Here is a 24,251-nt window from a genome sequence, read left to right on the forward strand (position 1 = left end):
TGTCATCATCGCCGCAGCGGCACGAGCCGCGCACCTTCGAATCCAGTCAGGAAGCGGGAACACCATGAGCATCACCACGACGACCCACCTCAACTTCGCCGGCACCGCGCGCGAGGCGCTCGAGTTCTACGCGGGCGTCTTCGGCGGCGAGGTCTCGATCGCCACCTACGCGCAGTTCGGGATGCCCGCCGAGCTGCCGGGCGCATCCAGCGTCGTGTTCGGGAGAGTGGATGCCCCCAACGGCTTCCGCGTGCTCGCCTACGACACCCTCGGCCAAGCTGCCGAGGGACTCGCGGGCGCGGTGGGGGACACGCGGCGGGAGCAGGGCACCACCGTGACGAGCCAGCCCTTCTTCCTCGCGGTGAGCGGGGACACGCTCGACGAGATCACCGCCCACTGGGATGCCCTGTCCGTGGGGGCCGCCGTCATCGAGCCGCTCGCCGCCTCGGCATGGTCAGCGGGCTTCGGGATGCTCCGCGACCGCTTCGGGGTGACCTGGGTGCTCGATGTCGCGGCTGCCGTCTGAGCCGCCGGCCCGGGGTGTCGGCCACGGCTCACGGTGACATGTCGCCGTGGGTGACGACGCGGCAGAGCTCCACTCGCCCGTCCGGCAGGTGCCAGGCGTGCAGGCGTCTGGCACCCGCCGCCTTGAAGCCGACGGAGTAGCGGAAGCACCTCGCGCCGTCGTCGCGGACGATGTCGTGGGCGTGCGCGCCATTGCCGCTGCGCAGCGGATGCGCGCCCCTCGAATGCAGGTGCCGACCGCGTCCGGTCACGACGTCGACGGCCGCACGCCACACTTTCGCCTGGAGCTGCGGCGCGAGTGATCTGACCGAGGCGGCGAAGGCGGGGCCCACGAGGTACTCGCCGAGCGGATGCGCGGCCCGGTCGATCGCGGAGGAGTTCTGCAGCCAGCTGACGTGGATCTGGTGGCGAGCCCATTCCTCCTGGTCGGCGAAGTCAATGCTCGGCACGCCCTCATCCCGGGCCTTCTGGAGGACTCGGAGCCGCTTCTGAACGCCTCGGAGTCGCGCTTCAGTCTCGTGGAGTCTCTCGGCGAGGTCGGCGTTCTCCCCGCGGAGTGCGCGCAGCTCCTGGAGGAGCTGCGCGTCGGTCCTGGCGTGCGCGAGCCTCCGCGGCTCGATCTGCTCGCCCGTCTCCACGAGTCTGAGCGTGCCCATCGACATCACTGCTGAGGGTTTGGGTTGCGCGGACATCGGGACTCCTCACCTCGCTGGTACCTGGCGTATTCGGGCCAAGCTATGCGGGCGTCGTCAGCTGCGAAACGGCCGCTGACTCGGGGCGTCTCGGGTCTGAACTTTCCGTCGCACTGCGCTGCGGCGGCGGATGCGCGCTACTCGGGCTTCCACGAACTGTCGTCGCGCCACGGGGCGACGTCGACTTCGTTGCCCTCCGGGTCGGCGAGGGTCCAGTGCTCCGGGGCGTTGGCGTCGTCGACGATGCGCCCGCCAGCAGCGAGGGCCGCCGCGACGCGAGCGTCAGCCTGGTCGCGTGGAACGTACACGTCGACGTGCATCGTGTTCCGCTCGGCGCGGGGCGCGTCGATCTGCTGCAGCCAGACGTTCGGTCCGACGGCGATCGGGTCGGCCAGGTCTTCGCCACCGCGCCGCTCGTACGCGAGGACGGCCTCCCAGAAGGGGAGCGCAGCGTCGAGGTCGAACACGTCGATCGCGATCTGGATGCTCTGCACGGAGTCCGGGCTCGCCTCGATGCCCAGCCCGCGGGCGATCTCGGAGATGCGCGCGGCGAGGGCGGCGTCGCGTTCGCTGATATCGCCCACGTCGTGGCTGATGAGGCGCACCATGACCGAGCCGTAGCGGAGGTCCACATCGGGGTGATGATCGGCCTCGTCCGCGGCGCGAGCGATCTCAGCCACGAACGCGGCGCCTCTCGCGAAGTCGCCGGTCGTGAAGTTCGCGCGGGCGCCGTCACCCACGACCCGCCAGTCGGCGGTGCCGTCCGCTTGCCGAAATTGTCTGGGGGAGACTCGATCGCTCATGACGGCGATTCTCGCCGAAGCGGGTGAGTTATGCCGGTGAGATGTGGCGTGTAGGGAGCGGGCTGGAGTAGACGACGCTCGTCGTGATGCCCCCGAGTGTCGCCAGGCGGCCCGTGATCCGCTCGAGGTCCCGCATCGACCTGGCGAGCACCTTGATGATGAAGCAGTCCGCCCCGGTCACATGGTGGGCTTCCACGATCTCCGGCGTCGTCGCGACGAGGTCGTGGAACGGCTTGTAGTTGCCGGAGGGGTAGGCGAGTCGCACGAACGCCATGACCGTGTACCCGAGCGCCTCCGCGTCGACGGTGACCGAGTAGCCGGTGATGACGCCGGTGTCCGCGAGGCGGCGCACCCGCTCCGCCGTCGCACTGGGCGACAGCAGCACTGACCTGGCGACATCGGCGATGCTGGCACGACCGTCCGATTGCAGGTGCGCGAGGATCTCATGATCGGTGCCGTCGAGGCTGGACCGTTGATCGGGTGGCATGAGACCGAAACTACCGTGGAATCTGTTCTCTCGAGAGCTTAGGTCCGTTGAGCGAGCCTTCAGTCTCCACGCCGTCCTGGCTTGAATTGAGGGGTACACCAACGACCGAAGGATTCGCCTCATGTCACTCCACGCAGTCCCCGCCGTGACCGCCGCCATCGACCTCTACTTCCAAGCGCTGCACGAGTGCGATGTCACCAAGCTCGACCGGGTCTTCGACAGCTCCGCGAGCCTGTTCGACGTCACCGACGGGACGTTCACGGCCATGCTGTTCGCCGAGTGGCGCGAGATCGTCGCCAATCGACCGTCGCCGCAGTCGGTCGGGCAGGCGCGCGAGGACGAGCTGCTGTCGCTCGACTTCCTCTCCGCCGACCTGGTCGTCGCGAAGGTACGGCTGCGGATCCTCGACCAGGTCTTCGAGGACCACCTGTCGCTCGCCAGTATCGACGGTGATTTCCGGGTCGTGGCGAAGACCTGGCGCGACGCCTAACGCTGCCGCTCGGCCTCCTCGGGTGCCTCCGCGGCGACAGCCCCTTCAGCGGCCTCGGCTGCCTCCGAGTTCGGCGGCGGAGTCTCCGCGTACGACTTCGAGAGGAGACGGTACTGCGGGGATGCGAACGCGACGATGACGAGGCCGAGCAGCAGGACGCTCGCGACCAGGAACACCAGCGCGATGCCGCGGGCATCGCCGTCGCCGAGCATCCACCCGAGCGACTCCTGGCCCTCGCGGGACTCCATGTAGGGAATGAGCCAGAACTCCGCGATGGGGCCGATCATGAACGCGCTGATGGGCGTCGAGGCCGACTCGACGGTGGCCGCGAAACCGAACACGCGTCCCTGCTTCTCGAACGGCACCACGCGTTGGATGACGGTCTGCTCTGCCGCCTCCGCGATGGGCATGATCGCCATGAAGATGAACATGCCGACGATGAACAGCCAGCCGTACTCGCGGATGGTGAACGTCGCGCCGAGCAGGGCGACGCCGATGTTGACGATGAGGAGGGTGCGGACGGGGTTCTTCCCGAGGCCGAACTTCGCGACGAGGCCGCCGCCCACGATGAATCCGATGCTCGTGACGCCGAGCCAGACTCCCCACATCTCGACCGAGAACAGGGTGAGGCCGTACGGGTCCATGAGCGCCATGAAGACGCCGCCGACAAGGTTGTTGAGCGTCGTGAAGAGGATGAGCGCGAGCAGTCCGGGCACGAGCATGACGGCGGGAATCGCGCCGCGGAAGTTGACCTTCGCCGCGCCTGCTTCTGGGTCGTGGGCGATGCCGCGTTCGGGGATCGACACGAAGAGGAGGTGAGCGAACGAGACTGCGGTCGCGACGATCGCGATGAGCACGGTCGGCCCCATGCCGAGCAGACCGATCGACAGGCCGGAGAACACGCTGGTGACCATGAACGCGATGCCCTGCACCGTGCCGACCAGGCCGTTCGCCCGGTCGCGCCGGTCGGCGGGCACCAGGAGCGTGACGGTGGTCGACAGCGCGATGTTGCGCAGGTTCTCGACGACCCCGCCGACCAGGATGACCCCGGCGAAGAGCCAGAACCAGATGCCGTTCCAGTCGACGAGCGCCTCCTCCGGGAAGCTCAGGTAGAGCACGCCCGCGAGCAGGTAGGTGATGAGGGTCACCGCGCTCGAGATGAGCATGACGGCCTTCTTCTTCATGTGATCGACGATCGCGCCGAAGATCATGCCGAAGACCGCCACGAGCAGCATGTAGCTGCCGCCGATGATGGACGTCGCCAGCACCGAACCCGTTTCGAGGTACGCCCAGAAGGTGAGCGCGAACCACAGGTAACTCGTCGTGACGTTGGCGATGAGCGTGTTGACGAGCACCTGGTAGAAGCTGCGCAGGGTCGCCAGCGTCGGCACGTCCTGATGTGGCAGCGCTCGCGGCGAGGCCTCTGGAGCCGAGGAGCGTTCTTCAGGTGTGGACGGGGGTGTGGTGTCGGCCATGCGTATCCCTGATTTCCTGAATCGGTGTTCTCATCATCCACCTGTCCTCCGACATTCGGAAGCGGGTCGGGTGATGCTTGCAGGATTCACGATGACGGTAATTGCGGACGGATACTGGCCGCTATTTCCCTACGATGGGACCATGTCCACCGGGTCCCGCATGCTCACGCTACTCACGCTCTTCCAGAACCACCGGTTCTGGACCGGCGATGAGCTCTCCACGAAGCTCCGGGTGAGCCCGCGCACGCTGCGGCGTGACGTCGAGCAGCTCCGGGATCTCGGCTACCCGGTTGAGACGACGCGCGGCGTCGGGGGCGGGTACCGGTTGAGCGCGGGCGGTTCGCTGCCGCCCCTCATGGTCAGCGACGAGGAGGCCCTGGCGATCGTGCTCGGACTCAGGGCCGTGACTGCCAGTGGGGTCCAAGGGGTGCAGGACGCGGCGGTCGGCGCGCTCGCGAAGATCGTGCCAGTGCTGCCGATGCACGTGCGCAAGCTCGCTGCTGGTATCGGCTCGACGGTCGGCGCCGGGCAGGCGCGCGCGGGGGCGCCCCAGGTCGAGGTCGCCGTGCTCGCCAGCGTCGCGACGGCCTGCCGGGACCGCACGATGCTGGCGTTCGCCTATGAGAAGCGAGATGGTGCCCTCTCGAGTCGGCTCGTCGAGCCGCACGCGCTCGTCCCGGTCGCCCGCCGCTGGTACCTCGTCGCGTTCGACGAGGGTGCGGGTGGCTGGCGCACGTTCCGCCTCGACCGGATGCGCGGCGTCGAGTCCCTGGCGAAGAGCTTCGGCTCGCGGCCCATTCCGGGAGGCGATGCTGACGCGTTCGTGCAGTCGAGCATCCGCAACCTGCCCACCCGTTACGAGGCGGTCGTGCGAGTCGAGGTGCCAGCCGAGGACGCACGGGCTGAGGTCGGCCAGTGGGGCGTGGTCCTCGAGCTCGAAGAAGGGTGGAGCGAGGTGCGGATGCGCACGGACGACCTCGACTACGTCGTCTACCTGCTCGCCAAGCTCGATGCCCGGTGCGAGGTCGTCGGACCACCTGAACTCGTCGACGCGCTGCGAGCCTGGGGTCGCCGGCTGCTGCGCGTCGGCCTCCCAGAGGAGGCGGACGCCCCTGAGTCACTGCGCCGGTGTCAGACGTAGCGATTCATGGCAGCGAACTCGATGGAGACGGCCCTGATGTCGTCCCAGGTGAGTGCGCAGGCGGAATCGGTCGCCGGTGGCTGCGCGGCTCGGTCGCGGATGCGTCGAGCGAGCAACTCAGGGTCGTCGCAATCGGCGACGAGGAGAAATGTCGTGACCAGGTAGTCGCCGTGTTCTCTCGCGACCTGTTCGCAGAGTCGCGAGGCGGCCTGCTCGCAGGCGGTGAGAACGATCGAATCACTGAGGCCCGGGTTCGCGAGCACCACGATGACGTGGCGCAGCTTCGGCAGCTTCGAGGAGAGCGCGACGCAGTCGTGCATGACCTCCTGGAGGAGGTCGGACAAGCTTCGGCGATTTTCTCTTCGAGCAGCGTCTCTTCCGATAACCAGGGAGACAGGAGAATCCGCCAGTTCCTCAAATTTGGAGGGTCCGTTTTCATCGGACCGAAAACGTGGGTCAAGGGTGGCAAGGCACGGTAAGGCGTCGCCCCGAAGAATGAGCTTTGGCACGATCTTCTTGGCTGCTTTTCCTGCGTGACGATGCCCCGGCGCCGAAAGGGCGCCGGGGTTCGACGAAAACATGGCTTGATACCTCGTTCAGAGCTGCGAAGGAGGCGCATGGGAGCCTCCGGTGGTCTCAGGTGTCCCCGTGTGGCCTGTCGTTCTAGCTCTTTCGCTTGAACGGGTCCTCTGCCTGGGTCTTGTCTCGCTTGAGTGCGCGTCGCTCCTTCAGTGTGAGCTGGGGTGCCTTCTTCGCGTTTTCCTTGGACTTTCTGTCTGCCATTCTCTTACTCGCTTCCCTTTTCTCAGCTGGCGGGTATCCGGACGACCATAGTCCATTTCCTGCACTTTCTCATCCTCGGGGAAAATGGCTTTTCTGGGGGCTTTTGGGCTATCATGATCGTTTACCCTTTTGTCGCTTCGCGACATGAAAGAGGAGGTTCCCGTGGAAACGGTCTGGATGACGCCGACGGCATTGCGTGCCCTGCAGGACGAGCTCGAGGCGCTGCTGCGCGTGGGCGCCGACTCGTCGGCGCGCGGCAGGGAGATTCGAAAGCTCATCGATCATGCCGAGGTCGCCGCCAAGCCCGACGATGGGCTCGTCGAGGCCGGGATGCAGGTCACGGTTCGCTTCGACGATGCCGGGCGCGAGGCGACCTTCCTGCTCGGAAATAGGGTGCTCGCCGGGTTGGACCCGAGCGTCGCGATCGACGTCTACTCGTCCGACTCGCCCCTCGGGGAGGCCATTCTGGGGAGCCGAGTCGGCAGCACGGTGACCTTCACGGCACCGGCCGGCCAGCAGCGCGTCACCATTCTGTCTGCCGTGCCGTTCTCCTGGTAGTGCTCTCGCCCGGGGAGAACTCCCCGGGTGATAGCGGGAATTCACCGGGGAAATCCGGGTATCGTGAGCGCCTCTTCTCCGCACCTCGGTGCGAGAGCCGTAGCCGCACGACCTCCCCCGATGGCTTCCGCAGATTGGACCCCCGCCATGCCCCGCACCACACCCTCCACACGCTCCGCCGGCGTCTCGAACAGCGAGCGACGCGAGATCGGCCGCCGCAGCATCCTCACCGGCGCAGCCTGGTCTCTTCCGGTCATCGCTCTGGCCAGTGCCGCCCCGGCCTCCTCCGCGAGTGGCGCGACCGGCGCAGATCTCCAGCTCACGAACGGAGCCGGCTACACCGACTCCTGGTACAGCGATGACGGCCTGCAGCTCCAGTCGCTCACGGTCGGGACCATGTTCTCCGTCACGAATCTGAGCACGGCGCCAGCGCCGACGGGATTCACGGCGCGCGCGAGCTGGGACGCCCGCTGGGCGACGGCAGTCGAATGGACCGAAGGCTCGGTTCCGGGGCCGATCACGACGGTCGGGAACGTCTCGACCCAGTCGGCCGAGCACCCGGAGCCGATCGCGGCTGGGGCGGAGGGCCGGCTTCGTGTCCTTCCCACTCAGCCGAGCGCGCTGACGGAGATGCTCCCCGACCTCGCGCCCTGGAAGGTCGAGGTGATCACCAGCGGAGACCCGGACCTGAGCAACAACACCGTCACGTACACGTCCAAGATCGAGGACATCGAGCCGTGGGATGCGACGCTCTCGACCGTGTGGGGAGTGCATCCGGTCACGATCGATGGAAGCGAGTACACCTACTCCTTCCCGCGGCAGCTCACGATCACGTCCACCGGACCCAACCCGATCCCTGCCGGCGAGACCATCGAGTACTCGTTCGCGAGCCAGCCGACCGACTTCATCACCGCGTTCGACGTTGCCACGGTGGCGATCGACGGGGCTGCTCGCCCCGGCTTCCTGAACGAAGAGGACTGGGCCACGGCGCCGAGCGAGGTGTGGACCACGACGCAGGAGGTTCCCGTCGGCTCGACGCTCACCCTCGACTTCACGTTCTCAGCGGGCCCGAACGCCGAGGAGGGCGTGGTCACCTCGCTCGCCTACGGCTACCTGCGCGGCGGGAAGCAGCGCGTTCCTCGCGAGGACATCCAGTTCCTCGCGCCGCGGACGTCGCTCGCGGTCTAGTTCTCGGAGCGTTCCGCGACGAAGCGTCTGGTGACGGCGATGTCCCGCTCGCCCAAGCCAGCATCCACGAGCTCGTCGAAGGCGGCCCGCAGGGTGGGGAGCAGCACTGGATGCGTGCCGGTCGCGTCGGCGACGTCGGCTGCGAAGGTGAGGTCCTTCACCATGTACTTGGCGACGCCGGAGGGGGAGTCGTCTCCCGTGACGAGCTTCTCGCGCCTGCTCTCGAGCAGCCTGGATCCGGCGTAGCCGCCGCCGAGCAGGTCCCAGAGCACGGCGAGATCGATGCCGCTGCGCTCGGCGAGCACGCTCGCCTCGCCGAGCGCCAGGATCGTGGACGACACGATCATCTGGTTGCAGGCCTTCGCGACCTCGCCGGCGCCGAGCGGCCCGAGATGCACGGGGCGTCCGCAGGGGCTCAGGATGCTCGTGGCCGTCGCGACCTCGTCGTCACCTCCGCCGAGCATGATCGAGAGCGTGCCAGCCTTCGCGCCGTCTTCGCCTCCGGAGACGGGGGAGTCGATGACGCGAACGCGACCCTCGCTCACGCTGGCCAGGCGCTCCGCGAGCTCGCGGAGCCCGGTTGGCGACACGGTGGAGCCGACCATGATGAGCAGCTCTCCTGCGCCAGCGAGCAGGCCGTCGTCCCCGGCGAGCACAGCCTCGAGCTCTGGGAGGTCGGGCAGCATGACGAGGATCGCGTCGCTGGCCGCGGCGAGTTCGCGTGGCGACTCGTGCCAGGTGGCGCCCGCTTCGATGAGGGCGCTTGCCCGGTCGGGGCGGCGCCCCGTGAGCTGGAGGGTGCCGTGCGCGGCGAGCAGGTGGCCGGCCATCGGGAGACCCATGGCGCCGAGGCCGAGTACGCCGACGCGAGGAGTGTGAGCAGCAGTGGTCATGAGCACACCCTAGCCTGCTGATCATTGTGTAGGACAGTGTCCACAGTGTTGAATCGACGTAGACTTCACCACGAGAGACTGCACCTGTCGCCACGAATCGAAGAGGATCCCATGACTGACAGCCCCCAGAAACTGCGCGCGGTCGTCGCCGTCGACCTGAGCGAGGAGCTCTGCCAGCTCGTCGAGCGCCTCGAGCCTCGACTCGAAGTCGTGCGGGACCACACGTTCTACCGGCCTATGCGAGGGCCCGCCGACTGGTCCGGAGATCCGAGCGTGACTCGAACTCCCGAGCAGCAGGCCGCGTTCGACGAGCTGATCGACTCGGCAGACGTCCTCTTCGGGCTCCCGGACGTCGACTCCGCCTCCCTCGCGCGCACGGTCGCGGCCAACCCGCGACTCCGCTGGGTGCACGCGACGGCGGCGGGCGGTGGAGGGCAGGTGAAGGCGGCGGGCCTCGGCCAGGATGCGCTCGAGCGAATCGTCTTCACGACAAGTGCCGGAGTCCACGGCGGGACCCTCGCCGAGTTCGCGCTCTTCGGCGTGCTCGCCGGGGCGAAGGATCTTCCGCGCCTGCAGCAGCAGCAGTCGGCCCGGCAGTGGACGGGCCGTTGGGAGATGCGCCAGCTCGATGAGATGACCGTGCTCATCGTGGGCCTCGGCGGCATCGGCAAGGCGGCGGCGCTGAAGTTCTCGGCCCTCGGTGCCACCGTGCTCGGCACGACGCGCAGTGGCGAGGCCGTCGAGGGTGTCGACAGGCTCGTGCCCATCGACCAGCTCGCCTCGGCTGTGTCCGAGGCCGACGCCATCGTCGTCACGCTCCCCGGCACCGATGCGACGACGGGACTCCTCGGTGAGGAGGTCTTCGCGAACGTGAAGCCGGGGGTCATCGTCTCCAACGTCGGGCGCGGCACGGTCATCGACGAATCCGCGCTTCTCGCGGCCCTCGACGACGGCCGCGTCGGGTTCGCGGCCCTCGACGTCTTCGAGGTGGAGCCGCTACCGGCCGAGAGCCCGCTCTGGGCGCACCCGAACGTGCTCGTCAGCCCGCACACGGCCGCGCTCTCGAGCGCCGAGGAGCCCCGGATCGCGAAGCTCTTCGCCGAGAACGCGCGGCGGCTCCTCGACGGTGAGCCGCTCAAGAACGTTGTCGATATCGTCGAGTTCTACTGATTTCCCACCTGTGGGCCCGTTGCGACGTCAACGGGCCGGCGGGCGTGACGAGGCGAGGAGCGGCACCGTGCCAGAAGCTGCGGATGCATCAACGAAGGCGGGCGCGCAGGACGCGCCGGAGCGCGACCTCGCACCGGCGGTGACGCGCTCGCTGCGCATCCTGTCGCTGCTGGCCGACGCTGATGGCGCGCCCATGACGCTGAGCGATATCGCAAGGGCGCTCGGTATCGCGAAGTCGTCGACCGCCAATCTGGTCGCCGTGCTCGAAGACGGGCGGATGCTGCAGCGTGTGCCCCAGGGGTATCAGCTGGGCAGGCGCACGGCCGAGCTTGGCGGCGCCTTCGCGCAGCAGTTCAACCAGATCAGGGAGTTCTTCGGTGTGTGCGATGCGTCTCCCGTGCTTCGCAGCGAGCTCGTGCAGGTGGTCATGCTGGACGGCCCGGACACGGTCTACCTCGCTCGTCACGAGGGTCGACGGCGCTACCAGCTGGGCACGCCGCTGGGTTCGCGCCTGCCGGCGGCGCTCACGGCCTCGGGTCGTGCGCTGCTCATGCGTCTCGACGACGAGGAGGTCGTGGAACTCGTCGGCGCCTCCGCCTCCTTCCCGAAGCTGACGCCGCAGAGCATCGGGACGACGCGGGAGCTGCTCGACTGCCTCGCCGTCGCTCGGGAGCGCGGCTACTCGATCGACTCGAACGGCTCTGTCGGGGGCGTGACGGGCGTCGCGGTGCCGCTCGCTTCCTGGTCGCCGAGTGATCCCCCGTTTGCGCTCGGGGCGGCTCTGCCGACGGAGCTCGCGGATGCGGAGCACGTCGCTCGCGTCGGTGCAGCGCTCATCGAGGCCGCGCGGGAGCTCACGAACCCGCTGGCAGGGCGGTAGCTCAGACCTCGGCAACATCTCGTGCGTTCAAAGTGTTGAACGTCGTCCACTGGAGTGTTAGCTTGTGGTCAGCAAGCATGCACCGATGCGCTCACCACGGCCTCGGTGCACCGCACATCAAAGGAGATGTTTCGTGACTGAGAACACCCGGCCTCCAGTGCCGACCGACGACCCGGAGTACGCAGACAACCTGCGCCGCGCGACGTTGGCCTCGAGCATTGGCTCTGCCCTCGAGTACTTCGACTTCGCGCTCTACGGCCTCATGACCGCGCTCGTGTTCAACAAGCTCTTCTTCGACCAGAGCGACCCGGCCGTCGCCGTCATCGGCGCCTTCGCCATCTACGGCGTCGGCTTCGTCGCCCGCCCCTTCGGTGGGCTCTTCTTCGGCACGATGGGTGACCGCCTCGGCCGCAAGGGCGTGCTCGTCATCACGATCGTGCTCATGGGCGGCGCATCCACCGCGATCGGCCTCCTCCCCACCTACGAGACGATCGGGCTGTGGGCCCCAGCGCTGCTCGTGCTCCTCCGACTCGCGCAGGGCTTCGGCGCCGGCGCCGAGCAGGCCGGTGCCACGGTGCTCATGGCCGAGTACGCGCCCGTGAAGCGCCGCGGGTTCTTCTCCGCGCTCCCGTTCGTCGGCATCCAGGCCGGCACGCTCCTCGCCGCCGTGGTCTTCAGCCTGCTGACGCTCATGCCGGACGAGGCGTTCCTGTCGTGGGGCTGGCGGATCCCGTTCCTCGGGTCGTTCGCCCTCATCCTCGTCGCGCTGTTCATCCGCATGCGCCTCCGTGAGACCCCGACGTTCGTCGAGCTCGAGAAGAGCGACCAGGTCGCCGACCACCCGATCCGTGAGATCTTCACCCGCGGCATGCCCGGCGTCATCACGGGCGTCGGCCTGCGCATGGCCGAGAACGGCGGCTCGTACATCTTCCAGAACGTGTCGCTGGCGTTCGTCGCCGGCACGTTCATCGCGAACCCCGTCGACCGCGGCATCGCGACCTGGGGTGTCACGATCGGCTCGCTCATCGGCATCTTCTCGGTACCGCTCTCCGGGCACCTCTCCGACAAGCTCGGCCGCCGCGCCGTCTACCGGTTCGGCGCCATCTTCATGCTGCTCTTCGCATTCCCCGCATGGTGGATGCTCTCGCTCGGCAACGGACCCCTCACGATCGCCGTCATCGCCGTCGGCATCGGTGTGGCCGTCAACTCGATGCTCGGGCCGCAGTGCGCCATGCTCCCTGAGCTGTTCGGCAACAAGCACCGCTACCTCGGCGTTGCCATGGCCCGAGAGCTCTCTGCCGTGCTCGCCGGCGGCCTGGCCGGCGTTGTCGGCACGTGGCTGCTCACGCTCACCGGCGGCAACTGGGTGGTCATGGGGCTCTACCTCGCGACGCTCGCCGCGATCACCACTGCAGCGACGTTCCTCGTTCCAGAGACGAAGGGCCGCGACCTGCTCCGCAAGGAAGACGCCATTCGCGTCTCCACCGACGAGGAGGACACCGGCCTCATCGACCTGCAGGACATCTACGAGGCCGCACCTGCCGCAGGCACCGCGAGCAGCGCATCCGCCGCGGTGGGGGCCAAGTCGTGAGCCTCCCCGCCGGGCGCTGGGGGCAGGTCGACGAACTCGTCGGCACGCTCGTGTTCCTCTCCAGTGACGCTTCGGCGTTCGTGAACGGCCAGACGATCTATGTCGATGGCGGAATGACGGCGGTTGTGTGATGCGAATCTCCAGGATCCAGACCAGTAACGGCACCGTCACGCACGCGTTCGCCGATGGCGACTCGTGGGTGCCCTGCAGTGACCCCTACGAGGCGTTCGCACGCGGCGTCGAGCCGACGCGCAAAGGCGAGGGTGTCGCGGATGCGACGCTGCTCGTTCCGAGCGAGCCGCGCATCGTCGTCGGGATCGCGCAGAACGGCCCAGAGCATCCCTCTCCGGTGCAGGCCTGGCTGAAGAGCCCCCGCACGGTCGTGCCGAGCGGAACCCCGGTGGCGCTGCGCCGAGGCGTCGGCAAGGTCGTCATCGAGGGCGAGGTGTGCGTCGTCATCGGCCGTGACGCGGTCGACGTGTCCGCGGAGGACGCGCACACCGTGATCCTCGGTCTCACCGCCGTGAACGACATCTCGAACCCAGATCGGGGCAGCATCGACCCCCGGAACTTCGAGGGCAAGGGCGGCGTCGGCTACACGCCGCTCGGCCCCTGGATCGAGACGGGAGCGGACCTCGCCGACGCCGAACTCGAGGTGCGCATCAACGGCGAGCGGAAGGTGCTCACCGGAAGCCAGGAGCTGCCAGCGGGCATCGCCGAGTGCGTCGCCTACGTCACGAGCTGGGTGCCGCTCGGCCCCGGCGACATCATCATGACGGGCGCCCCGAAGTCGGGGTTCGCGGCCGAACCTGGGGACCTCATCGAGATCACCGTCGCAGGCGTGCCGCTGGTGACGCCATGCGTCTGACCCACGAACCATTCGACGTGCAAGGAGATCGCAAGTGACCCAGGAGAACCTCGCAGTCGTCGCCCACGGCAAGGGTGACCTGCGGCTCGACGCGCTGCCGGAACCGGAGCCGACCCCGGATCAGGCCGTCGTCGCGATCGCGTATGGCGGCGTGTGCGGGTCGGACCTGCACTACTGGATGCACGGGGCCGCGGGGGAGTCGATCCTGCATGACCCGCTCGTCCTCGGCCACGAGATCGTCGGCACCGTGCTCGAGGCCGCGGCCGACGGGAGCGGCCCTCAGGCCGGCCAGCGAGTCGCCGTCCACCCCGCGACGCAGGGTGACGATGGCGTGACCCCCTATCCGGCCGAGCGGCCGAACCTCTCGCCTGCCGGCACGTATCTCGGATCCGCCGCGCGTATCCCGCACACCCAGGGTGCCTTCGCGCGTCGAGTCGCCCTGCCAGCACGCATGCTCCGGGTGCTGCCGGCGGGCCTCGACTTCAAGCTGGCGTCCCTCGCCGAGCCGGCCTCCGTCGCCTGGCATGGAGTCGGGCAGGCCGGAGACGTGCGAGGCAAGCGCGTGCTCGTCATCGGCGCCGGCCCGATCGGAGCGCTTGTCGTCGCCGTGCTGAAGCACCACGGTGCCGCCGAGATCATCGCGAGCGACCTCCACGAGCTGCCGCTTGCCGTCGCCACCGAGCTCGGTGCGAATCGCGTCATCGACGCGCGCGATGCGGCGGCGATCGCCGCCGTGCACGCCGATGTCGTCGTCGAGTCGTCCGGCACGGTGCCGGGGCTCGCCAGCGCCATCCGTGGCGCCGGTCGCGCGGGCCGGGTCGTCCTGCTCGGTCTGCAGCGCAGCGGTGAAGTCCCCGCCCTCCTGTCGCTCGCGATCACTCGCGAGCTGACCCTCGTCGGCTCGTTCCGCTTCACCGACGAGATCGACGCCGTGATCGGCGCGCTCGCCGACGGCTCACTGCTCGTGGATGCAGTGCTCACGCACGAGTTCCCGGTCGAGCAGGCGCTCGAGGCGTTTGCCGTCGCGGGTGACGCCTCCAGGTCGTCGAAGGTGCTGCTCTCGTTCGCTGACGCTGACGCTGTCGCTCGCGTGGACGGGGCCGCGTCGTGAGCGCGGCCGAGGCCGAAGGCGCCGCGCGTCCCGCTCCTGCGCATCCGCCCATGGTCGTCATGGGGGTGCAGGGTACGGGCAAGACGACGATCGGCTCAGCACTGGCGGCAAGACTCGACGTGACCTTCATCGACAGCGACGACCTGCACCCGCCCGCCAACAAGGCGAAGATGGCGGCAGGGAACCCCCTCGACGACGAAGACCGTGTGCCCTGGCTCAAGGTCATCGGCGCGACGATCGCCGCGAACGCCGCCGAAGGGCGCGTGACGATCGTCGCCTGCTCGGCGCTCAAGCGCTGGTATCGGGAGCTGCTGCGCTCGAGCGTGCCCGAGCTGCGCTTCATCCATCTGTCAGGCCAGCGCGACCTCGTCGCCTCACGCCTCGCGACGCGACAGCACGAGTTCATGCCGACGACGCTGCTCGACAGTCAGTTCGAGGTGCTCGAACCGCTCGCACCCTGGGAGGCGGGGGTCGTGGTTCCCGTCGCGGGCACGCCAGCGGAGATCGTGGACGCGATCGTCGCGTACCTCGAGGGAGCCGAACCCTCCGAAGCCTGAGGGGCCGTCAGAGCTCGACCTTCACCGTGCTCGCGAAGTCGACGCCAGTCGCATCGACGAGTGCCCCCACAAGCGGGTGCCATGGGCGAGTGGTGGGCCCGGACAGCACGAGCTGCCGCGGCCTGCGTGCCGTGAGCGGGCGCATCACGAGGTCGTCCGGGAGCATCCCGCGCCCCAGGGACGGGATGACGGCGACGCCCATGCCCTGCTGCACCATGCGGAACATCGTGCTCATCTCGCGGACGCGGTGCGAGAAGACGTAGGGGAGCCCGAGCTCGTCGTGCATCTTCCTGACGTGCGTCTCGCATCCGCCCGTCGACACGATGAGGCCGTCGTCGTCGAGCTCGTCGAGCGGGATCGAGTCCTGCTGCGCGAGCGGGTGGTCGGCGGGGACGAGCGCAGCGAACTCGTCCGTGGCGACGAGGAGCCCGCCCGGCGGCACGGGGGATGGCTCGACGAGGACCGCGGCGTCGACGAGTCCCGCTTCGAGCCACTCGGGCATCTCCTCGTCGTCGCCCTCGTAGATCGACACGGCGATGTTGGGCAGCCGCGCGGACCACAGAGCCAGCAGGTCAGGGACCAGTCCCTGGCAGACCGTCGCGACCGCCCCGAGTCGGACGGTGCCGGACAGGGTCTCGTCGCGGCGCACGGCGCTCTCCAGCGCTGAGACGGAGGCCAGCGCGGCTCGGGCATGCTCGATCACGCCGAGGCCGAGCGCGGTGAGGGTGATCCCGCCGTCACGGCGCAGGACCCGGCCGCCGACAGCCTTCTCGAGGCCCGTCACGGAGTGCGAGATCGCCGACTGGCTGACCCCCAGCTCAGTGGCGGCAACGGTGAAGGACGCGCGATCCACGACCGTGACCAGTGCGCGGAGCTGGGCGATGGTGACACTCATGAGGTCTCCTCATGTGGGGATGAAGCAGATGCATTTGCCTCATGTGGGGGTGCCGCCAACAATAAGTCCCATGAGTCCTACCGGCAACACCCGCGGCACCGTCGCCGCCTTTGTCGTCCTCTCTCTCGTCTGGGGTGCGAGCTTCCTCTTCATGAAAGTCGGGCTCGAGGGGCTCAGTCCAGCGCAGCTCGTGTTGGGACGGCTCACGCTGGGGGCCCTGGCACTCGTCGCGATCATGCTCGTCACGCGACGACGCTGGCCGAGGGGGCGAAGGATCTGGACGCACATGCTCGTCGTGTCCCTCGCGCTCGCGGTTGTGCCCTATTCGCTCTTCGCCTGGGCTGGGCAGTACATGCCGAGCAGCCTCTCGAGCATCTACAACGCGACGACACCCATCATGACGCTCCTGCTCATGCCGCTTGTGCTCGTCGGCGAGCGGCTCACGCGCACGCAGGTCGTCGGCCTCGTGGTCGGCCTGAGCGGGGTCGTCGTGCTCGCGGGCCCCTGGCAGCTCATCGGCACAGGCCAGGTGCCCGAGCTGCTGCCCGCGCAGCTCGCCTGCCTCGGCGCCACCGTCTCCTACGGATTCGCGGGGCTCTACATGCGCCGGTTCCTCACGGGCTCGGGATACGACACGATCACGCTGTCGACCGTCCAGATCGGCCTGGCCGCCGTCATCGTGTGGCTCCTCGCGCCCCTCACCGCGCGGGGCGAAGTATCGATCGACCTGCCCGTGCTCCTGGCCGTCGCGGGGCTCGGCGTGCTCGGGACCGGACTCGCCTACATCTGGTACAACCGCATCCTGCGCGACTGGGGTCCGGCCCGCGCATCCACCGTCACCTACCTCTCGCCAGTTGTCGGCGTCATCCTGGGGGTGGTGGTGCTGGGGGAGTCGGTGCACTGGAACCAGCCGCTCGGCGGTCTGATCGTTGTGGTGGGGGTGCTCGCGAGCCAGGGGCGTGTGCCCGGGATGCGGGCTCGAGCCGCCGTCTCCGCCCCTGTCGCTGCTCCCGTCGCCGCTCCCGTCGAAGGTGCGCTGCCAGTGGAGTCGAGCACGCGGGAATAGATCCGCACGCGCTACGTTGTATGCATATGCATGGAGTTGGGAATCCAGAACCAGGACAGACCCGGCCCGTGCATCCACAACGAAAGGGCTGAACATGCAGTTCGGAATCTTCTCCGTCAGCGACATCACACGCAACCCGGTCACCGGCGAGACGCCGAGCGAGGCCGAGCGCATCGACGCAATCGTCAAGATCGCCCAGAAGACCGAAGAGGTCGGCCTCGACGTCTTCGCCATCGGGGAGCACCACAACCCGCCCTTCTTCTCCTCCTCGCCCGCCGTGCTCCTCTCGCACATCGCGGCACTCACGAAGACGCTGCGCGTCTCCACGTCGACGACCCTCATCACGACCAACGACCCCGTGCGCATCGCCGAGGAATACGCGATGCTGCAGCACCTCTCCAAGGGCCGCATGGACCTCATGCTCGGCCGCGGCAACACCGCCCCTGTCTACCCGTGGTTCGGCAAGGACATCCGCTCCGGCCTGCCCCTCGCCCTCGAGAACTACAACCTGCTCCACCGCCTCTGGCGCGAGGACGTCGTCGACTGGGAAGGCAAGTTCCGCACTCCCCTGCAGGGCTTCACCTCGACGCCCCGCCCCCTCGACGACGTTGCGCCGTTCGTGTGGCACGGCTCCATCCGCACCCCGGAGATCGCCGAGCAGGCCGCCTTCTACGGCGACGGGTTCTTCGCGAACAACATCTTCTGGCCGAAGGAGCACTACATGCGCCTCATCGACTTCTACCGCCAGCGCTACGAGCACTACGGCCACGGCAAGGCCTCGCAGGCGATCGTCGGCCTCGGCGGGCAGGCGTTCATCGCCAAGAACTCGCAGGACGCGAAGGACCAGTTCCGTCCCTACTTCAACGAGGCACCCGTCTACGGCCACGGGCCGCGCATGGAGGACTTCATGCAGCAGACCCCGCTCTCGGTCGGCAGCCCGCAGGAGGTCATCGACAAGACCCTGACGTTCCGCGAGCACTTCGGCGACTACCAGCGCCAGCTGTTCCTCATGGACCACGCCGGCCTGCCGCTCGGAATGGTGCTCGACCAGCTCGAGCTCCTCGGCTCCGAAGTGGTTCCCGTGCTGCGCCGCGAGCTCGAGGCGCTCCGCCCCGCCGAGGTCCCCGACGCGCCCACGCACGAGTCGCTTGTCCTTGCGAAGTACGGCGACGCCGCGCCGCGCCAGCCGCGCCCCAACGAGAACCGAGGCGACAACGTCACCGGCTCCTCGCCCTACCAGGACACCGCGCTCGTCGCCTAACCACCGCGCTCGTCGGCTAGCCGCCGCGCTCGTCGCCGAGCCGCCACGCTCGTCGCCGAGCTGCCACGAAGTGAGTGCGCGGGGCCGGCCCATTCGACCGGCCCCGCGCATCCACTCGGCCCCCTGGCTCTCCTTTTCGCTCTCTTCTCAGCTCCAACCCGTTCGGAAGGACTCCCATGACCAACGCACAAGGCGCCTACCGCGTCGCCTTCGTCAACGCCGGCATCAGCGACCCGTCGTCGACGAAGCTGCTCGCAGACCGCATCGAGCGTGGCGTCTCCAAACTCGCGGCGACACGCGGCCGTGACGTTGTATCGACGCACATCGATCTGCGGATGCTCCTCCCCGAACTGCCAGCAGCCCTCGGCTCGCAGAGCTTCGGCCCCCAGTTCGAGCGCGCCATCGCGGCGCTCCGCGACGCCGACGGCATCATCGCGGCCGCCCCCGTCTACAAGGCCGGGCCGAGCGGACTCTTCACGTCGTTCTTCCAGACCCTCGACAACGACCTCCTCATCGCCAAGCCCGTCGTGCTCGCCGCAACCGCCGGCACCGCGCGTCACGCGCTTGTCGTGGACGAGCAGATGCGGTCGATGTTCGCGTACCTGCGCACCATGACCGTGCCCACGTCGCTCTTCGCCTCGACCGAGGACTGGCAGGATGCGGGCCTCGGGTCCCGCATCGAGCGGGCATCCGTCGAGCTCCTCGCCCTGATGGAGGCCGGCGTCGAGCAGACGATCCGCGGCGACAACTGGGGCGGCTACCAGCACGAGCTCGGCAGCGCAGGCGGAACCGAGCTCGGCATCGAGCTGAACTCCGACCTCATGCGCATGGCCGCAGGTGGAGGCGCGGCCTAGCCGCGCTGCCGCCCGCACTCGCCGCCCTGCCTCGCCGCCCACCTCGGGTGCCCACCTCGGGTGCCCGTCTCGGGGTGGGAAAGTCACTTCGTTATGGGAACTTCTCCAGCACGAAGTGACTTCGCCATCCCGAGACGTGGCGTGGGCGCCGGCGTCCGTCCTCCCGTCAGATCCCGTTCCGTCCCGTCCCGTCCCGTCCCGTCCCGTCCCGTCCCGTCCGATCTCCCGTCTCGGGGTGGGGAAGTCACTTCGTTATGGGAACTTCTCCAGCACGAAGTGACTTCGCCATCCCGAGACCGGGGAGGGGCGGATGCTCGCGCTGCGGTTCGCTGCTGAGGCTCTGATCAGACCGAGTCGGGACAATGGGGGCATGACTTCTCCGGGAACCGACTTCCGCAAGCGCGCGATTCTGGCAGCAGGACAGGGCGCGCTGACCGCCCTCTACTACGCGACCCCTGACGTGATCTCGTCGAAAGCGGGTCGCGGAGTCGCGAAGACGATGCTGGCCGTCGGCGTCGGCGGGCTCGCGGCGTCAGAGTACGACCAGCTGAAGATCGGCAAGCGCAGTCGGAACGATGACACCGACCTGCTCGTGCAGCCAGCGGCGCAGGCACCGGGCGAGCTCATCGGCGGCCCAAGCGAGCAGGCTGATGCGCCACACCCGGCGTCGGGCGAGCGACCGAACGGTGAAGACGGTGCGGACGGGAAGCCGCAGAGCTTCTCCCAGTTCTGGATCTCGCTCTCTCCGGCGAGCCGGGTCGCCCTCGGCGGGCTCGCCACGGCTGCTGGAATCGGGTCGATCCTCGCCGCCGTCGTCGGCGAGCGGTGGATCTACCGCTTCGGCGAGCGTCGCGCCGACCGCGGGGTGACGGCCGCGCACACCAAGACGGGCCTCGTGATCGGCGGCCTCACCGCGCTCATGGCACTGATTCCGCCGCCCGAGGACAAGTAGGCCCTCGGCCGCGGGCGCTCCCTGCGGCGCGGAGTCACGGCTGCCCAACTTCCGTGACGCCGTGCTCGCGCTGACGCCCCGGCGGTCCGCCGATGCCGAATCGTCACGGAAGTTGGCCAGGAAACGCGATTCCGTTCGCGGCGACGCCCATTGCCGCAGCAGTCCAGTGGCCCAGGAATGGAGCGGCGCCGAGTCCCAGCGCTCAGAATTCGGCGAGCACCTCGTCGATGATGGCGATGCCGCGGAGCGCATCCGCGTCGGTGATGACGGCGGGTGGCACGACGTGGATGCGGTTGTCGGCGACGAACGGCAGCAGGCCGCGGGCCACGAGCTGCGACTTGATGGTCGACATGTCGGCCGCGGCGAGCGGGGTGCGCGTCAGCGGGTCACTGACCAGCTCCACCGCCCAGAAGACGCCCTTGCCACGCACCTCGCCGACGACGTCGTGGCGTGCGGCAAGCTCGTGCAGTGCGGGGCCGATGACCTCGCGTCCGAGGCGGGCCGCGTTCTCGACGATGCCCTCCTCCTCCATGGTCTCGAGGGTCGCGACGATGGAGGCTGCGGCCAGCGGGTGCCCCGAGTACGTGAGCCCTCCCGGGAAGACCTCCTCGTCGAAGTGCGCGGCGATCTCCTCCGAGATGATGACCCCGCCGACCGGCACGTAGCCCGAATTGACGCCCTTCGCGAAGGTGATGAGGTCGGGCCGGACGTCGTAGGCGTCGAACGCGAACCATTCGCCGGTCCGCCCGAACCCGGCCATGACCTCGTCGAGGATGAGCAGGACGCCGTAGCGGTCGCAGATCTCCCGCACGCCGGCGAGGTACCCGGGCGGCGGCACGAGCACGCCCGCGGTTCCGGGGATGCTCTCGATGAGGATGGCCGCGACGGAGGCGGGGCCCTCAGCCTGGACGACGCGCTCGAGGTGTCGAAGTGCCCGTGCGCTCTCCTGCTCGGGCGTCTCTGCCCAGAACTCCGAGCGGTACAGGTACGGCCCGAAGGCGTGCACGTGGCCGCGCGCGTACTCGTTGGGGATGCGTCGCCAGTCGCCGGTTGCGACGATCGCGGCTCCCGTGTTGCCGTGGTAGCTGCGGTACAGGGAAACCACCTTGTCGCGCCCCGTCGAGAGGCGGGCCAGGCGGATGGCGTTCTCGACCGCATCCGCACCGCCGTTCGTGAAGAACACCTTCGAGAGGCCTTCTGGGGCGTGCGACAGGATCAGCTCCGCCGCCTTCGCCCTGGTCTCGTTGGCGTGCGCCGGGGCGATCGTCACGAGCTTTGCGGCCTGCTCCTGGATGGCCGCGATGACCTTCGGGTGCTGGTAGCCGATCGTGACGTTCACGAGCTGGCTCGAGAAATCGAGGTACTCGTTGCCCTCGAAGTCCCACAGCCTCGCGCCTTCGCCGCGGGCGATGGGCAGCGGCGAGATCTTCCCCTGAGCTGACCAGGAGTGGAACACCGAGGCGAGGTCGCGCTCGCGAACGTCCGTGTTGCTGAGGTGGGTGCTGAGGGTGGGAGCGGTCATGTCTCCACTCTGCGGCCCGGAATGCGTCGCGTTCGTGGTCAAATCGGTGAGAATGGGTGCCATGACTCGACAAAAGCGTCAGCATGGTTCCGCGCACAGGGGGCTGGCGTGAGTGTCACGCTGCGCGAGCTCGTGGAGGAGACCGAGTTCAAGCTGCGCGTTCTGCACGCCGCGGACGCGAGCGCATTGGACCGCGAGCTCGTGTGGGCGCACAGCTCCGACCTCGGCGACCCGACGCCGTGGCTCGAAGCCGGCCAGCTTCTGCTCACCGACGGCATGCAGTTCGCGGTGTCGGAGGCGCCGGACCCCGGAGCGCAGCCGCAGAGCGCCGCGAACGGACTGCGCTCGCCGGTGTCCGCGACCGCGACCGTTCGGTTCCAAGCGCTCGCCAGCGAGGACGTCTTCGACGCGTATGTCGCCCGACTGCGGGCGGCCGACATCGCGGCGCTCGGCTTCGCGACCGAGGTCATCCACGCGGAGGTGCCCGCTGCCCTCGTCGCCGCCTGCGAGCGCCACGGCCTGACGCTCGTCGAGGTCGCCGAACGCACCCCGTTCATCGGCGTCATCCGCTACCTCGCCGACCAGCGCGCCCTCGAGCAGCGCGCTCGGCTCGAATGGTCGCTGCAGGCGCAGCGCAAGCTCGCGAGGGCCGCCCTCAGGCCCGGCGGTCTCGGCGCGATCCTCGTCGAGCTCGAACGGCAGCTGGAGAGCTGGGTGGCGCTCTACGACTCGACGGGGCTCCGCGTGGACGCGCAGACGCGCATCCGGGTGCCGGAGAGCGAAGCTCCTGAGATCGAGCGGATGGTGCAGAGCCTCCTCGCTCGCGGCGGTCGCTCTGGAGCGCACTTGCATGGCGAGAGTGGTGACGTGACCCTGCAGACCGTCGGCCAGCACGGCCAGCTCCGCGGGGTGCTCGCGGTCGGCGGGCGAGCCCCGCTTGATCTGGCGGGCAACGACCTCGTCGCGAGCGCGATCGGTCACGCGTCGATCGCGCTCGAGCAGAATCGGGAGCTGGATGCGGCCCGCGGGCACCTGCGCGTCGGCCTCCTCGAGCTGCTCCTCGCCGGCGAGATGGAGGTGGCGACGCGCACCGCCGAGACGGTGTGGGGCAAGCTCCCCGCGGCTCCGATCCGGGTCATGCAGGCGCGGGGCGGCGAACCCGGGCAGGCGCTGCTCGACCGGCTCGAGCGGCTCGCGGGGTCCGGTCCTGAGCCGATCTTCTTCGCCGCACGGGACCACGACCTCGTGGCGATCGTGCCAGCACAAGGGGGCGCGGCACTGCTCGAGGCGCTCACAGAGGCTGGCTTCTCGGCGGGCGCCTCCGCGCCCGGTGACTGGCCCGAGCTGCCGCGACTGCTCGCGGAGGCGCGCAAGGCCGCGGAGCGCAGCACGCCGAACCGGCCGTCCGTGCGGTTCGAGGACCTCGCCACGACGGGGATGCTCGGCGCGCTCGAGGCGGCCGACGGCCGGGTCACCGCGCGCCGCGTCCTGCAGCCCCTGCTCGAGCATGGGGAGCAGGGCCGCCTGCTGCTCGACACGCTCGCCGCCTGGACGGAGGGGAACTGCGCGTGGGACCCGGTCGCGAAGTCACTCGGCATCCACCGGCACACCCTTCGCAGCCGCGTGACCACGGCAGAGCAGCTCCTCGGCATCGACCTGCAGTCCTTCGCCGGGCGGGCCGAGGTGTGGTCGGCGATGCGCCTCCTCGACGACGCCTGACTCAGCGCGGCGGCTACTGCCCGTTCCGGAGCCGGTCTGCGAGCTGCCGCATGCTGAGGGCGCGCTTCTGCCAGAACATCCACATCCCGAACCACACGAACGGGGTCAGGAGGCCAGCGCCCAGCTTGAGCTGGTCGCGGTAGAGCGTGCGACCGCCGGGCAGCGGCGAGACGACCATCGTGTGCTCGAACGTCGTCATGACGGCCATGAGTCCCGACTCCGGGTACCCGCGGTCGCGGAGCTCGTGCATCCCGTCTCCCAGGTCGCGGTACTGGCCGTCGATGACCTGCGTGCCGAGCGGAACCACGCCGAGCAGGCGGATCTCGACGCGGTGCGGGCGCTCGGGTGACCAGCGTTCGGGGAAGCCGCCGGGTTCGAGCGAGCGCACTTCCGCGAGTGGGCCCGCCACTGCGCGGAAGGCTTCCGGCCGCTGGAGGGCGTCGGCGAGCAGTTCGGTTGGGCAGTCGAGCTCGAGCTTGAGGAGGATTCGCACGCGTGCATCTTCGCCTGCTCGCCTCGGAAGAAGCCTTGCCTCCGACAGACCTGCGAGTTGCGCATGCTCTGCGCCACAGACCCCGGGGTTGTGCATCCGGATCGCTGGAATCGGATGCACAAGCCCGGGGTCTGTCTCGCCCATCGTTCGCGGGGGCGCCAGCAGTTTCGTGCCGGTCAGTCGTTTTCGGGGAAGCCGAGGTTGATGCCGCCGTGCTTGGCGGGATCGAGCCAGCGGCTGGTGACGGCTTTCTCGCGGGTGTAGAAGTGGAAGCCCT

General features: G+C 68.8%; 25 protein-coding genes and 1 pseudogene. 17 read left to right on the plus strand and 9 right to left on the minus strand.

Translation table 11 applies throughout. The features are described 5' to 3' along the window. Positions 1 to 64 precede the first annotated feature (64 nt). Positions 65 to 526 (plus strand): VOC family protein, encoded by a 462-nt coding sequence (locus tag C5E10_RS17180; RefSeq protein WP_104332677.1) that lies wholly within the window; start codon positions 65 to 67, stop codon positions 524 to 526. A gap of 28 nt (positions 527 to 554) precedes the next feature. Here the strand turns inward: C5E10_RS17180 and C5E10_RS17185 are convergent, their stop codons facing one another. The 3 genes from C5E10_RS17185 to C5E10_RS17195 all read right to left on the minus strand — a co-directional run bounded on the left by C5E10_RS17185 (position 555) and on the right by C5E10_RS17195 (position 2,507). Next, entirely contained in the window at positions 555 to 1,217 is a 663-nt protein-coding gene (locus C5E10_RS17185; protein WP_146080324.1) for a hypothetical protein, read from the minus strand. Positions 1,218 to 1,354: 137 nt separating this feature from the next. Next, the gene (locus C5E10_RS17190) at positions 1,355 to 2,020 is read right to left on the minus strand and encodes a 4a-hydroxytetrahydrobiopterin dehydratase (protein ID WP_104332679.1); all 666 of its coding nucleotides are present in this window, start codon (positions 2,018 to 2,020) and stop codon (positions 1,355 to 1,357) included. Between the two features lie 28 nt (positions 2,021 to 2,048). After that, positions 2,049 to 2,507 (minus strand): Lrp/AsnC family transcriptional regulator, encoded by a 459-nt coding sequence (locus tag C5E10_RS17195; protein ID WP_104332680.1) that lies wholly within the window; start codon positions 2,505 to 2,507, stop codon positions 2,049 to 2,051. Positions 2,508 to 2,628: 121 nt separating this feature from the next. Here C5E10_RS17195 and C5E10_RS17200 point away from each other — a divergent pair, with 121 nt between their 5' ends. Then, positions 2,629 to 2,997, plus strand: coding sequence for a nuclear transport factor 2 family protein (locus C5E10_RS17200; RefSeq protein ID WP_104332681.1), 369 nt, complete (start codon positions 2,629 to 2,631; stop codon positions 2,995 to 2,997). On the opposite strand, the gene C5E10_RS17205 is transcribed toward C5E10_RS17200, so the two are convergent. Continuing rightward, complete coding sequence (locus C5E10_RS17205) at positions 2,994 to 4,472, minus strand: MFS transporter (protein ID WP_104332682.1); 1,479 nt, start codon at positions 4,470 to 4,472, stop codon at positions 2,994 to 2,996. The genes C5E10_RS17200 and C5E10_RS17205 overlap by 4 nt on opposite strands. A gap of 142 nt (positions 4,473 to 4,614) precedes the next feature. On the opposite strand from C5E10_RS17205, the gene C5E10_RS17210 reads away from it, so the two are divergent. After that, complete coding sequence (locus tag C5E10_RS17210; RefSeq protein WP_181062816.1) at positions 4,615 to 5,613, plus strand: YafY family protein; 999 nt, start codon at positions 4,615 to 4,617, stop codon at positions 5,611 to 5,613. Here the strand turns inward: C5E10_RS17210 and C5E10_RS17215 are convergent. Continuing rightward, positions 5,604 to 5,957: a hypothetical protein gene (locus C5E10_RS17215; protein ID WP_104332684.1), complete on the minus strand. Its 354-nt coding sequence runs from the start codon at positions 5,955 to 5,957 to the stop codon at positions 5,604 to 5,606. The genes C5E10_RS17210 and C5E10_RS17215 overlap by 10 nt on opposite strands. A gap of 601 nt (positions 5,958 to 6,558) precedes the next feature. On the opposite strand from C5E10_RS17215, the gene C5E10_RS17220 reads away from it, so the two are divergent. Continuing rightward, on the plus strand, positions 6,559 to 6,954 hold the full coding sequence (locus C5E10_RS17220) for a GreA/GreB family elongation factor (protein WP_219820400.1): 396 nt from the start codon (positions 6,559 to 6,561) through the stop codon (positions 6,952 to 6,954). A 147-nt stretch (positions 6,955 to 7,101) separates the two neighbouring features. Next, the gene (locus C5E10_RS17225) at positions 7,102 to 8,142 is read left to right on the plus strand and encodes a hypothetical protein (RefSeq protein WP_104332686.1); all 1,041 of its coding nucleotides are present in this window, start codon (positions 7,102 to 7,104) and stop codon (positions 8,140 to 8,142) included. Here the strand turns inward: C5E10_RS17225 and C5E10_RS17230 are convergent. After that, on the minus strand, positions 8,139 to 9,035 hold the full coding sequence (locus tag C5E10_RS17230) for an NAD(P)-dependent oxidoreductase (RefSeq protein WP_104332697.1): 897 nt from the start codon (positions 9,033 to 9,035) through the stop codon (positions 8,139 to 8,141). The two genes, C5E10_RS17225 and C5E10_RS17230, sit on opposite strands and share 4 nt — an antisense overlap. Positions 9,036 to 9,146: 111 nt before the next feature. On the opposite strand from C5E10_RS17230, the gene C5E10_RS17235 reads away from it, so the two are divergent. The 7 genes and pseudogenes from C5E10_RS17235 to C5E10_RS17265 all read left to right on the plus strand — a co-directional run bounded on the left by C5E10_RS17235 (position 9,147) and on the right by C5E10_RS17265 (position 15,212). Then, positions 9,147 to 10,205 (plus strand): D-2-hydroxyacid dehydrogenase, encoded by a 1,059-nt coding sequence (locus C5E10_RS17235; RefSeq protein WP_104244749.1) that lies wholly within the window; start codon positions 9,147 to 9,149, stop codon positions 10,203 to 10,205. A gap of 67 nt (positions 10,206 to 10,272) precedes the next feature. Further along, the gene (locus tag C5E10_RS17240) at positions 10,273 to 11,085 is read left to right on the plus strand and encodes an IclR family transcriptional regulator (protein ID WP_258064908.1); all 813 of its coding nucleotides are present in this window, start codon (positions 10,273 to 10,275) and stop codon (positions 11,083 to 11,085) included. Between the two features lie 133 nt (positions 11,086 to 11,218). After that, entirely contained in the window at positions 11,219 to 12,676 is a 1,458-nt protein-coding gene (locus C5E10_RS17245; protein ID WP_258071195.1) for an MFS transporter, read from the plus strand. A 5-nt stretch (positions 12,677 to 12,681) separates the two neighbouring features. Next, a pseudogene (locus C5E10_RS17250) lies at positions 12,682 to 12,807 on the plus strand (SDR family oxidoreductase); the annotation flags it as partial. Next, a complete protein-coding gene (locus tag C5E10_RS17255; RefSeq protein WP_258071196.1) occupies positions 12,807 to 13,544 on the plus strand; it encodes a fumarylacetoacetate hydrolase family protein in 738 nt (245 codons plus the stop codon). The pseudogene C5E10_RS17250 and the gene C5E10_RS17255, both read left to right, overlap by 1 nt. 34 nt (positions 13,545 to 13,578) lie before the next feature. Then, positions 13,579 to 14,655 carry an L-idonate 5-dehydrogenase gene (locus tag C5E10_RS17260; protein WP_219820402.1) on the plus strand — a complete coding sequence of 359 codons (1,077 nt, stop codon included), beginning with the start codon at positions 13,579 to 13,581 and terminating at the stop codon, positions 14,653 to 14,655. Further along, on the plus strand, positions 14,652 to 15,212 hold the full coding sequence (locus tag C5E10_RS17265; RefSeq protein WP_308471389.1) for a gluconokinase: 561 nt from the start codon (positions 14,652 to 14,654) through the stop codon (positions 15,210 to 15,212). The genes C5E10_RS17260 and C5E10_RS17265 overlap by 4 nt, the downstream gene beginning before the upstream one ends. 7 nt (positions 15,213 to 15,219) lie before the next feature. Here the strand turns inward: C5E10_RS17265 and C5E10_RS17270 are convergent, their stop codons facing one another. Continuing rightward, on the minus strand, positions 15,220 to 16,107 hold the full coding sequence (locus C5E10_RS17270) for a LysR family transcriptional regulator (RefSeq protein ID WP_104332689.1): 888 nt from the start codon (positions 16,105 to 16,107) through the stop codon (positions 15,220 to 15,222). A gap of 70 nt (positions 16,108 to 16,177) precedes the next feature. On the opposite strand from C5E10_RS17270, the gene C5E10_RS17275 reads away from it, so the two are divergent. The 4 genes from C5E10_RS17275 (at position 16,178) to C5E10_RS17290 (ending at position 20,240) form a co-directional block, all read left to right on the plus strand. Further along, a complete protein-coding gene (locus tag C5E10_RS17275) occupies positions 16,178 to 17,173 on the plus strand; it encodes a DMT family transporter (RefSeq protein WP_104332690.1) in 996 nt (331 codons plus the stop codon). Positions 17,174 to 17,267: 94 nt separating this feature from the next. Then, a complete protein-coding gene (locus C5E10_RS17280; RefSeq protein WP_104244763.1) occupies positions 17,268 to 18,434 on the plus strand; it encodes an LLM class flavin-dependent oxidoreductase in 1,167 nt (388 codons plus the stop codon). Positions 18,435 to 18,610: 176 nt separating this feature from the next. After that, the gene (locus C5E10_RS17285) at positions 18,611 to 19,288 is read left to right on the plus strand and encodes a CE1759 family FMN reductase (RefSeq protein ID WP_104332691.1); all 678 of its coding nucleotides are present in this window, start codon (positions 18,611 to 18,613) and stop codon (positions 19,286 to 19,288) included. A gap of 370 nt (positions 19,289 to 19,658) precedes the next feature. After that, positions 19,659 to 20,240, plus strand: a complete 582-nt coding sequence (locus C5E10_RS17290) for a hypothetical protein (protein WP_146080325.1) — start codon at positions 19,659 to 19,661, stop codon at positions 20,238 to 20,240. Positions 20,241 to 20,442: 202 nt separating this feature from the next. Here the strand turns inward: C5E10_RS17290 and C5E10_RS17295 are convergent, their stop codons facing one another. Next, on the minus strand, positions 20,443 to 21,762 hold the full coding sequence (locus C5E10_RS17295) for an aspartate aminotransferase family protein (protein WP_104332693.1): 1,320 nt from the start codon (positions 21,760 to 21,762) through the stop codon (positions 20,443 to 20,445). Positions 21,763 to 21,870: 108 nt separating this feature from the next. On the opposite strand from C5E10_RS17295, the gene C5E10_RS17300 reads away from it, so the two are divergent. After that, positions 21,871 to 23,481: a PucR family transcriptional regulator ligand-binding domain-containing protein gene (locus tag C5E10_RS17300; RefSeq protein ID WP_181062817.1), complete on the plus strand. Its 1,611-nt coding sequence runs from the start codon at positions 21,871 to 21,873 to the stop codon at positions 23,479 to 23,481. Between the two features lie 13 nt (positions 23,482 to 23,494). Here the strand turns inward: C5E10_RS17300 and C5E10_RS17305 are convergent, their stop codons facing one another. Beyond that, positions 23,495 to 23,974, minus strand: coding sequence for a hypothetical protein (locus C5E10_RS17305; RefSeq protein WP_104332695.1), 480 nt, complete (start codon positions 23,972 to 23,974; stop codon positions 23,495 to 23,497). Between the last annotated feature and the right edge of the window lie 277 nt (positions 23,975 to 24,251).

This window comes from Pseudoclavibacter sp. RFBG4, from assembly GCF_002931515.1.
Lineage (GTDB): Bacteria > Actinomycetota > Actinomycetes > Actinomycetales > Microbacteriaceae > Pseudoclavibacter.

Coding starts and splice junctions, on each gene's coding strand:
- C5E10_RS17180 (WP_104332677.1), top strand. CDS start 65: ATGAGCATCACCACGACGACCCACCTCAACTTCGCCGGCACCGCGCGC.
- C5E10_RS17185 (WP_146080324.1), bottom strand. CDS start 1,217: ATGTCCGCGCAACCCAAACCCTCAGCAGTGATGTCGATGGGCACGCTC.
- C5E10_RS17190 (WP_104332679.1), bottom strand. CDS start 2,020: ATGAGCGATCGAGTCTCCCCCAGACAATTTCGGCAAGCGGACGGCACC.
- C5E10_RS17195 (WP_104332680.1), bottom strand. CDS start 2,507: ATGCCACCCGATCAACGGTCCAGCCTCGACGGCACCGATCATGAGATC.
- C5E10_RS17200 (WP_104332681.1), top strand. CDS start 2,629: ATGTCACTCCACGCAGTCCCCGCCGTGACCGCCGCCATCGACCTCTAC.
- C5E10_RS17205 (WP_104332682.1), bottom strand. CDS start 4,472: ATGGCCGACACCACACCCCCGTCCACACCTGAAGAACGCTCCTCGGCT.
- C5E10_RS17210 (WP_181062816.1), top strand. CDS start 4,615: ATGTCCACCGGGTCCCGCATGCTCACGCTACTCACGCTCTTCCAGAAC.
- C5E10_RS17225 (WP_104332686.1), top strand. CDS start 7,102: ATGCCCCGCACCACACCCTCCACACGCTCCGCCGGCGTCTCGAACAGC.
- C5E10_RS17230 (WP_104332697.1), bottom strand. CDS start 9,035: ATGACCACTGCTGCTCACACTCCTCGCGTCGGCGTACTCGGCCTCGGC.
- C5E10_RS17235 (WP_104244749.1), top strand. CDS start 9,147: ATGACTGACAGCCCCCAGAAACTGCGCGCGGTCGTCGCCGTCGACCTG.
- C5E10_RS17255 (WP_258071196.1), top strand. CDS start 12,807: ATGCGAATCTCCAGGATCCAGACCAGTAACGGCACCGTCACGCACGCG.
- C5E10_RS17270 (WP_104332689.1), bottom strand. CDS start 16,107: ATGAGTGTCACCATCGCCCAGCTCCGCGCACTGGTCACGGTCGTGGAT.
- C5E10_RS17275 (WP_104332690.1), top strand. CDS start 16,178: ATGAGTCCTACCGGCAACACCCGCGGCACCGTCGCCGCCTTTGTCGTC.
- C5E10_RS17280 (WP_104244763.1), top strand. CDS start 17,268: ATGCAGTTCGGAATCTTCTCCGTCAGCGACATCACACGCAACCCGGTC.
- C5E10_RS17285 (WP_104332691.1), top strand. CDS start 18,611: ATGACCAACGCACAAGGCGCCTACCGCGTCGCCTTCGTCAACGCCGGC.
- C5E10_RS17290 (WP_146080325.1), top strand. CDS start 19,659: ATGACTTCTCCGGGAACCGACTTCCGCAAGCGCGCGATTCTGGCAGCA.
- C5E10_RS17295 (WP_104332693.1), bottom strand. CDS start 21,762: ATGACCGCTCCCACCCTCAGCACCCACCTCAGCAACACGGACGTTCGC.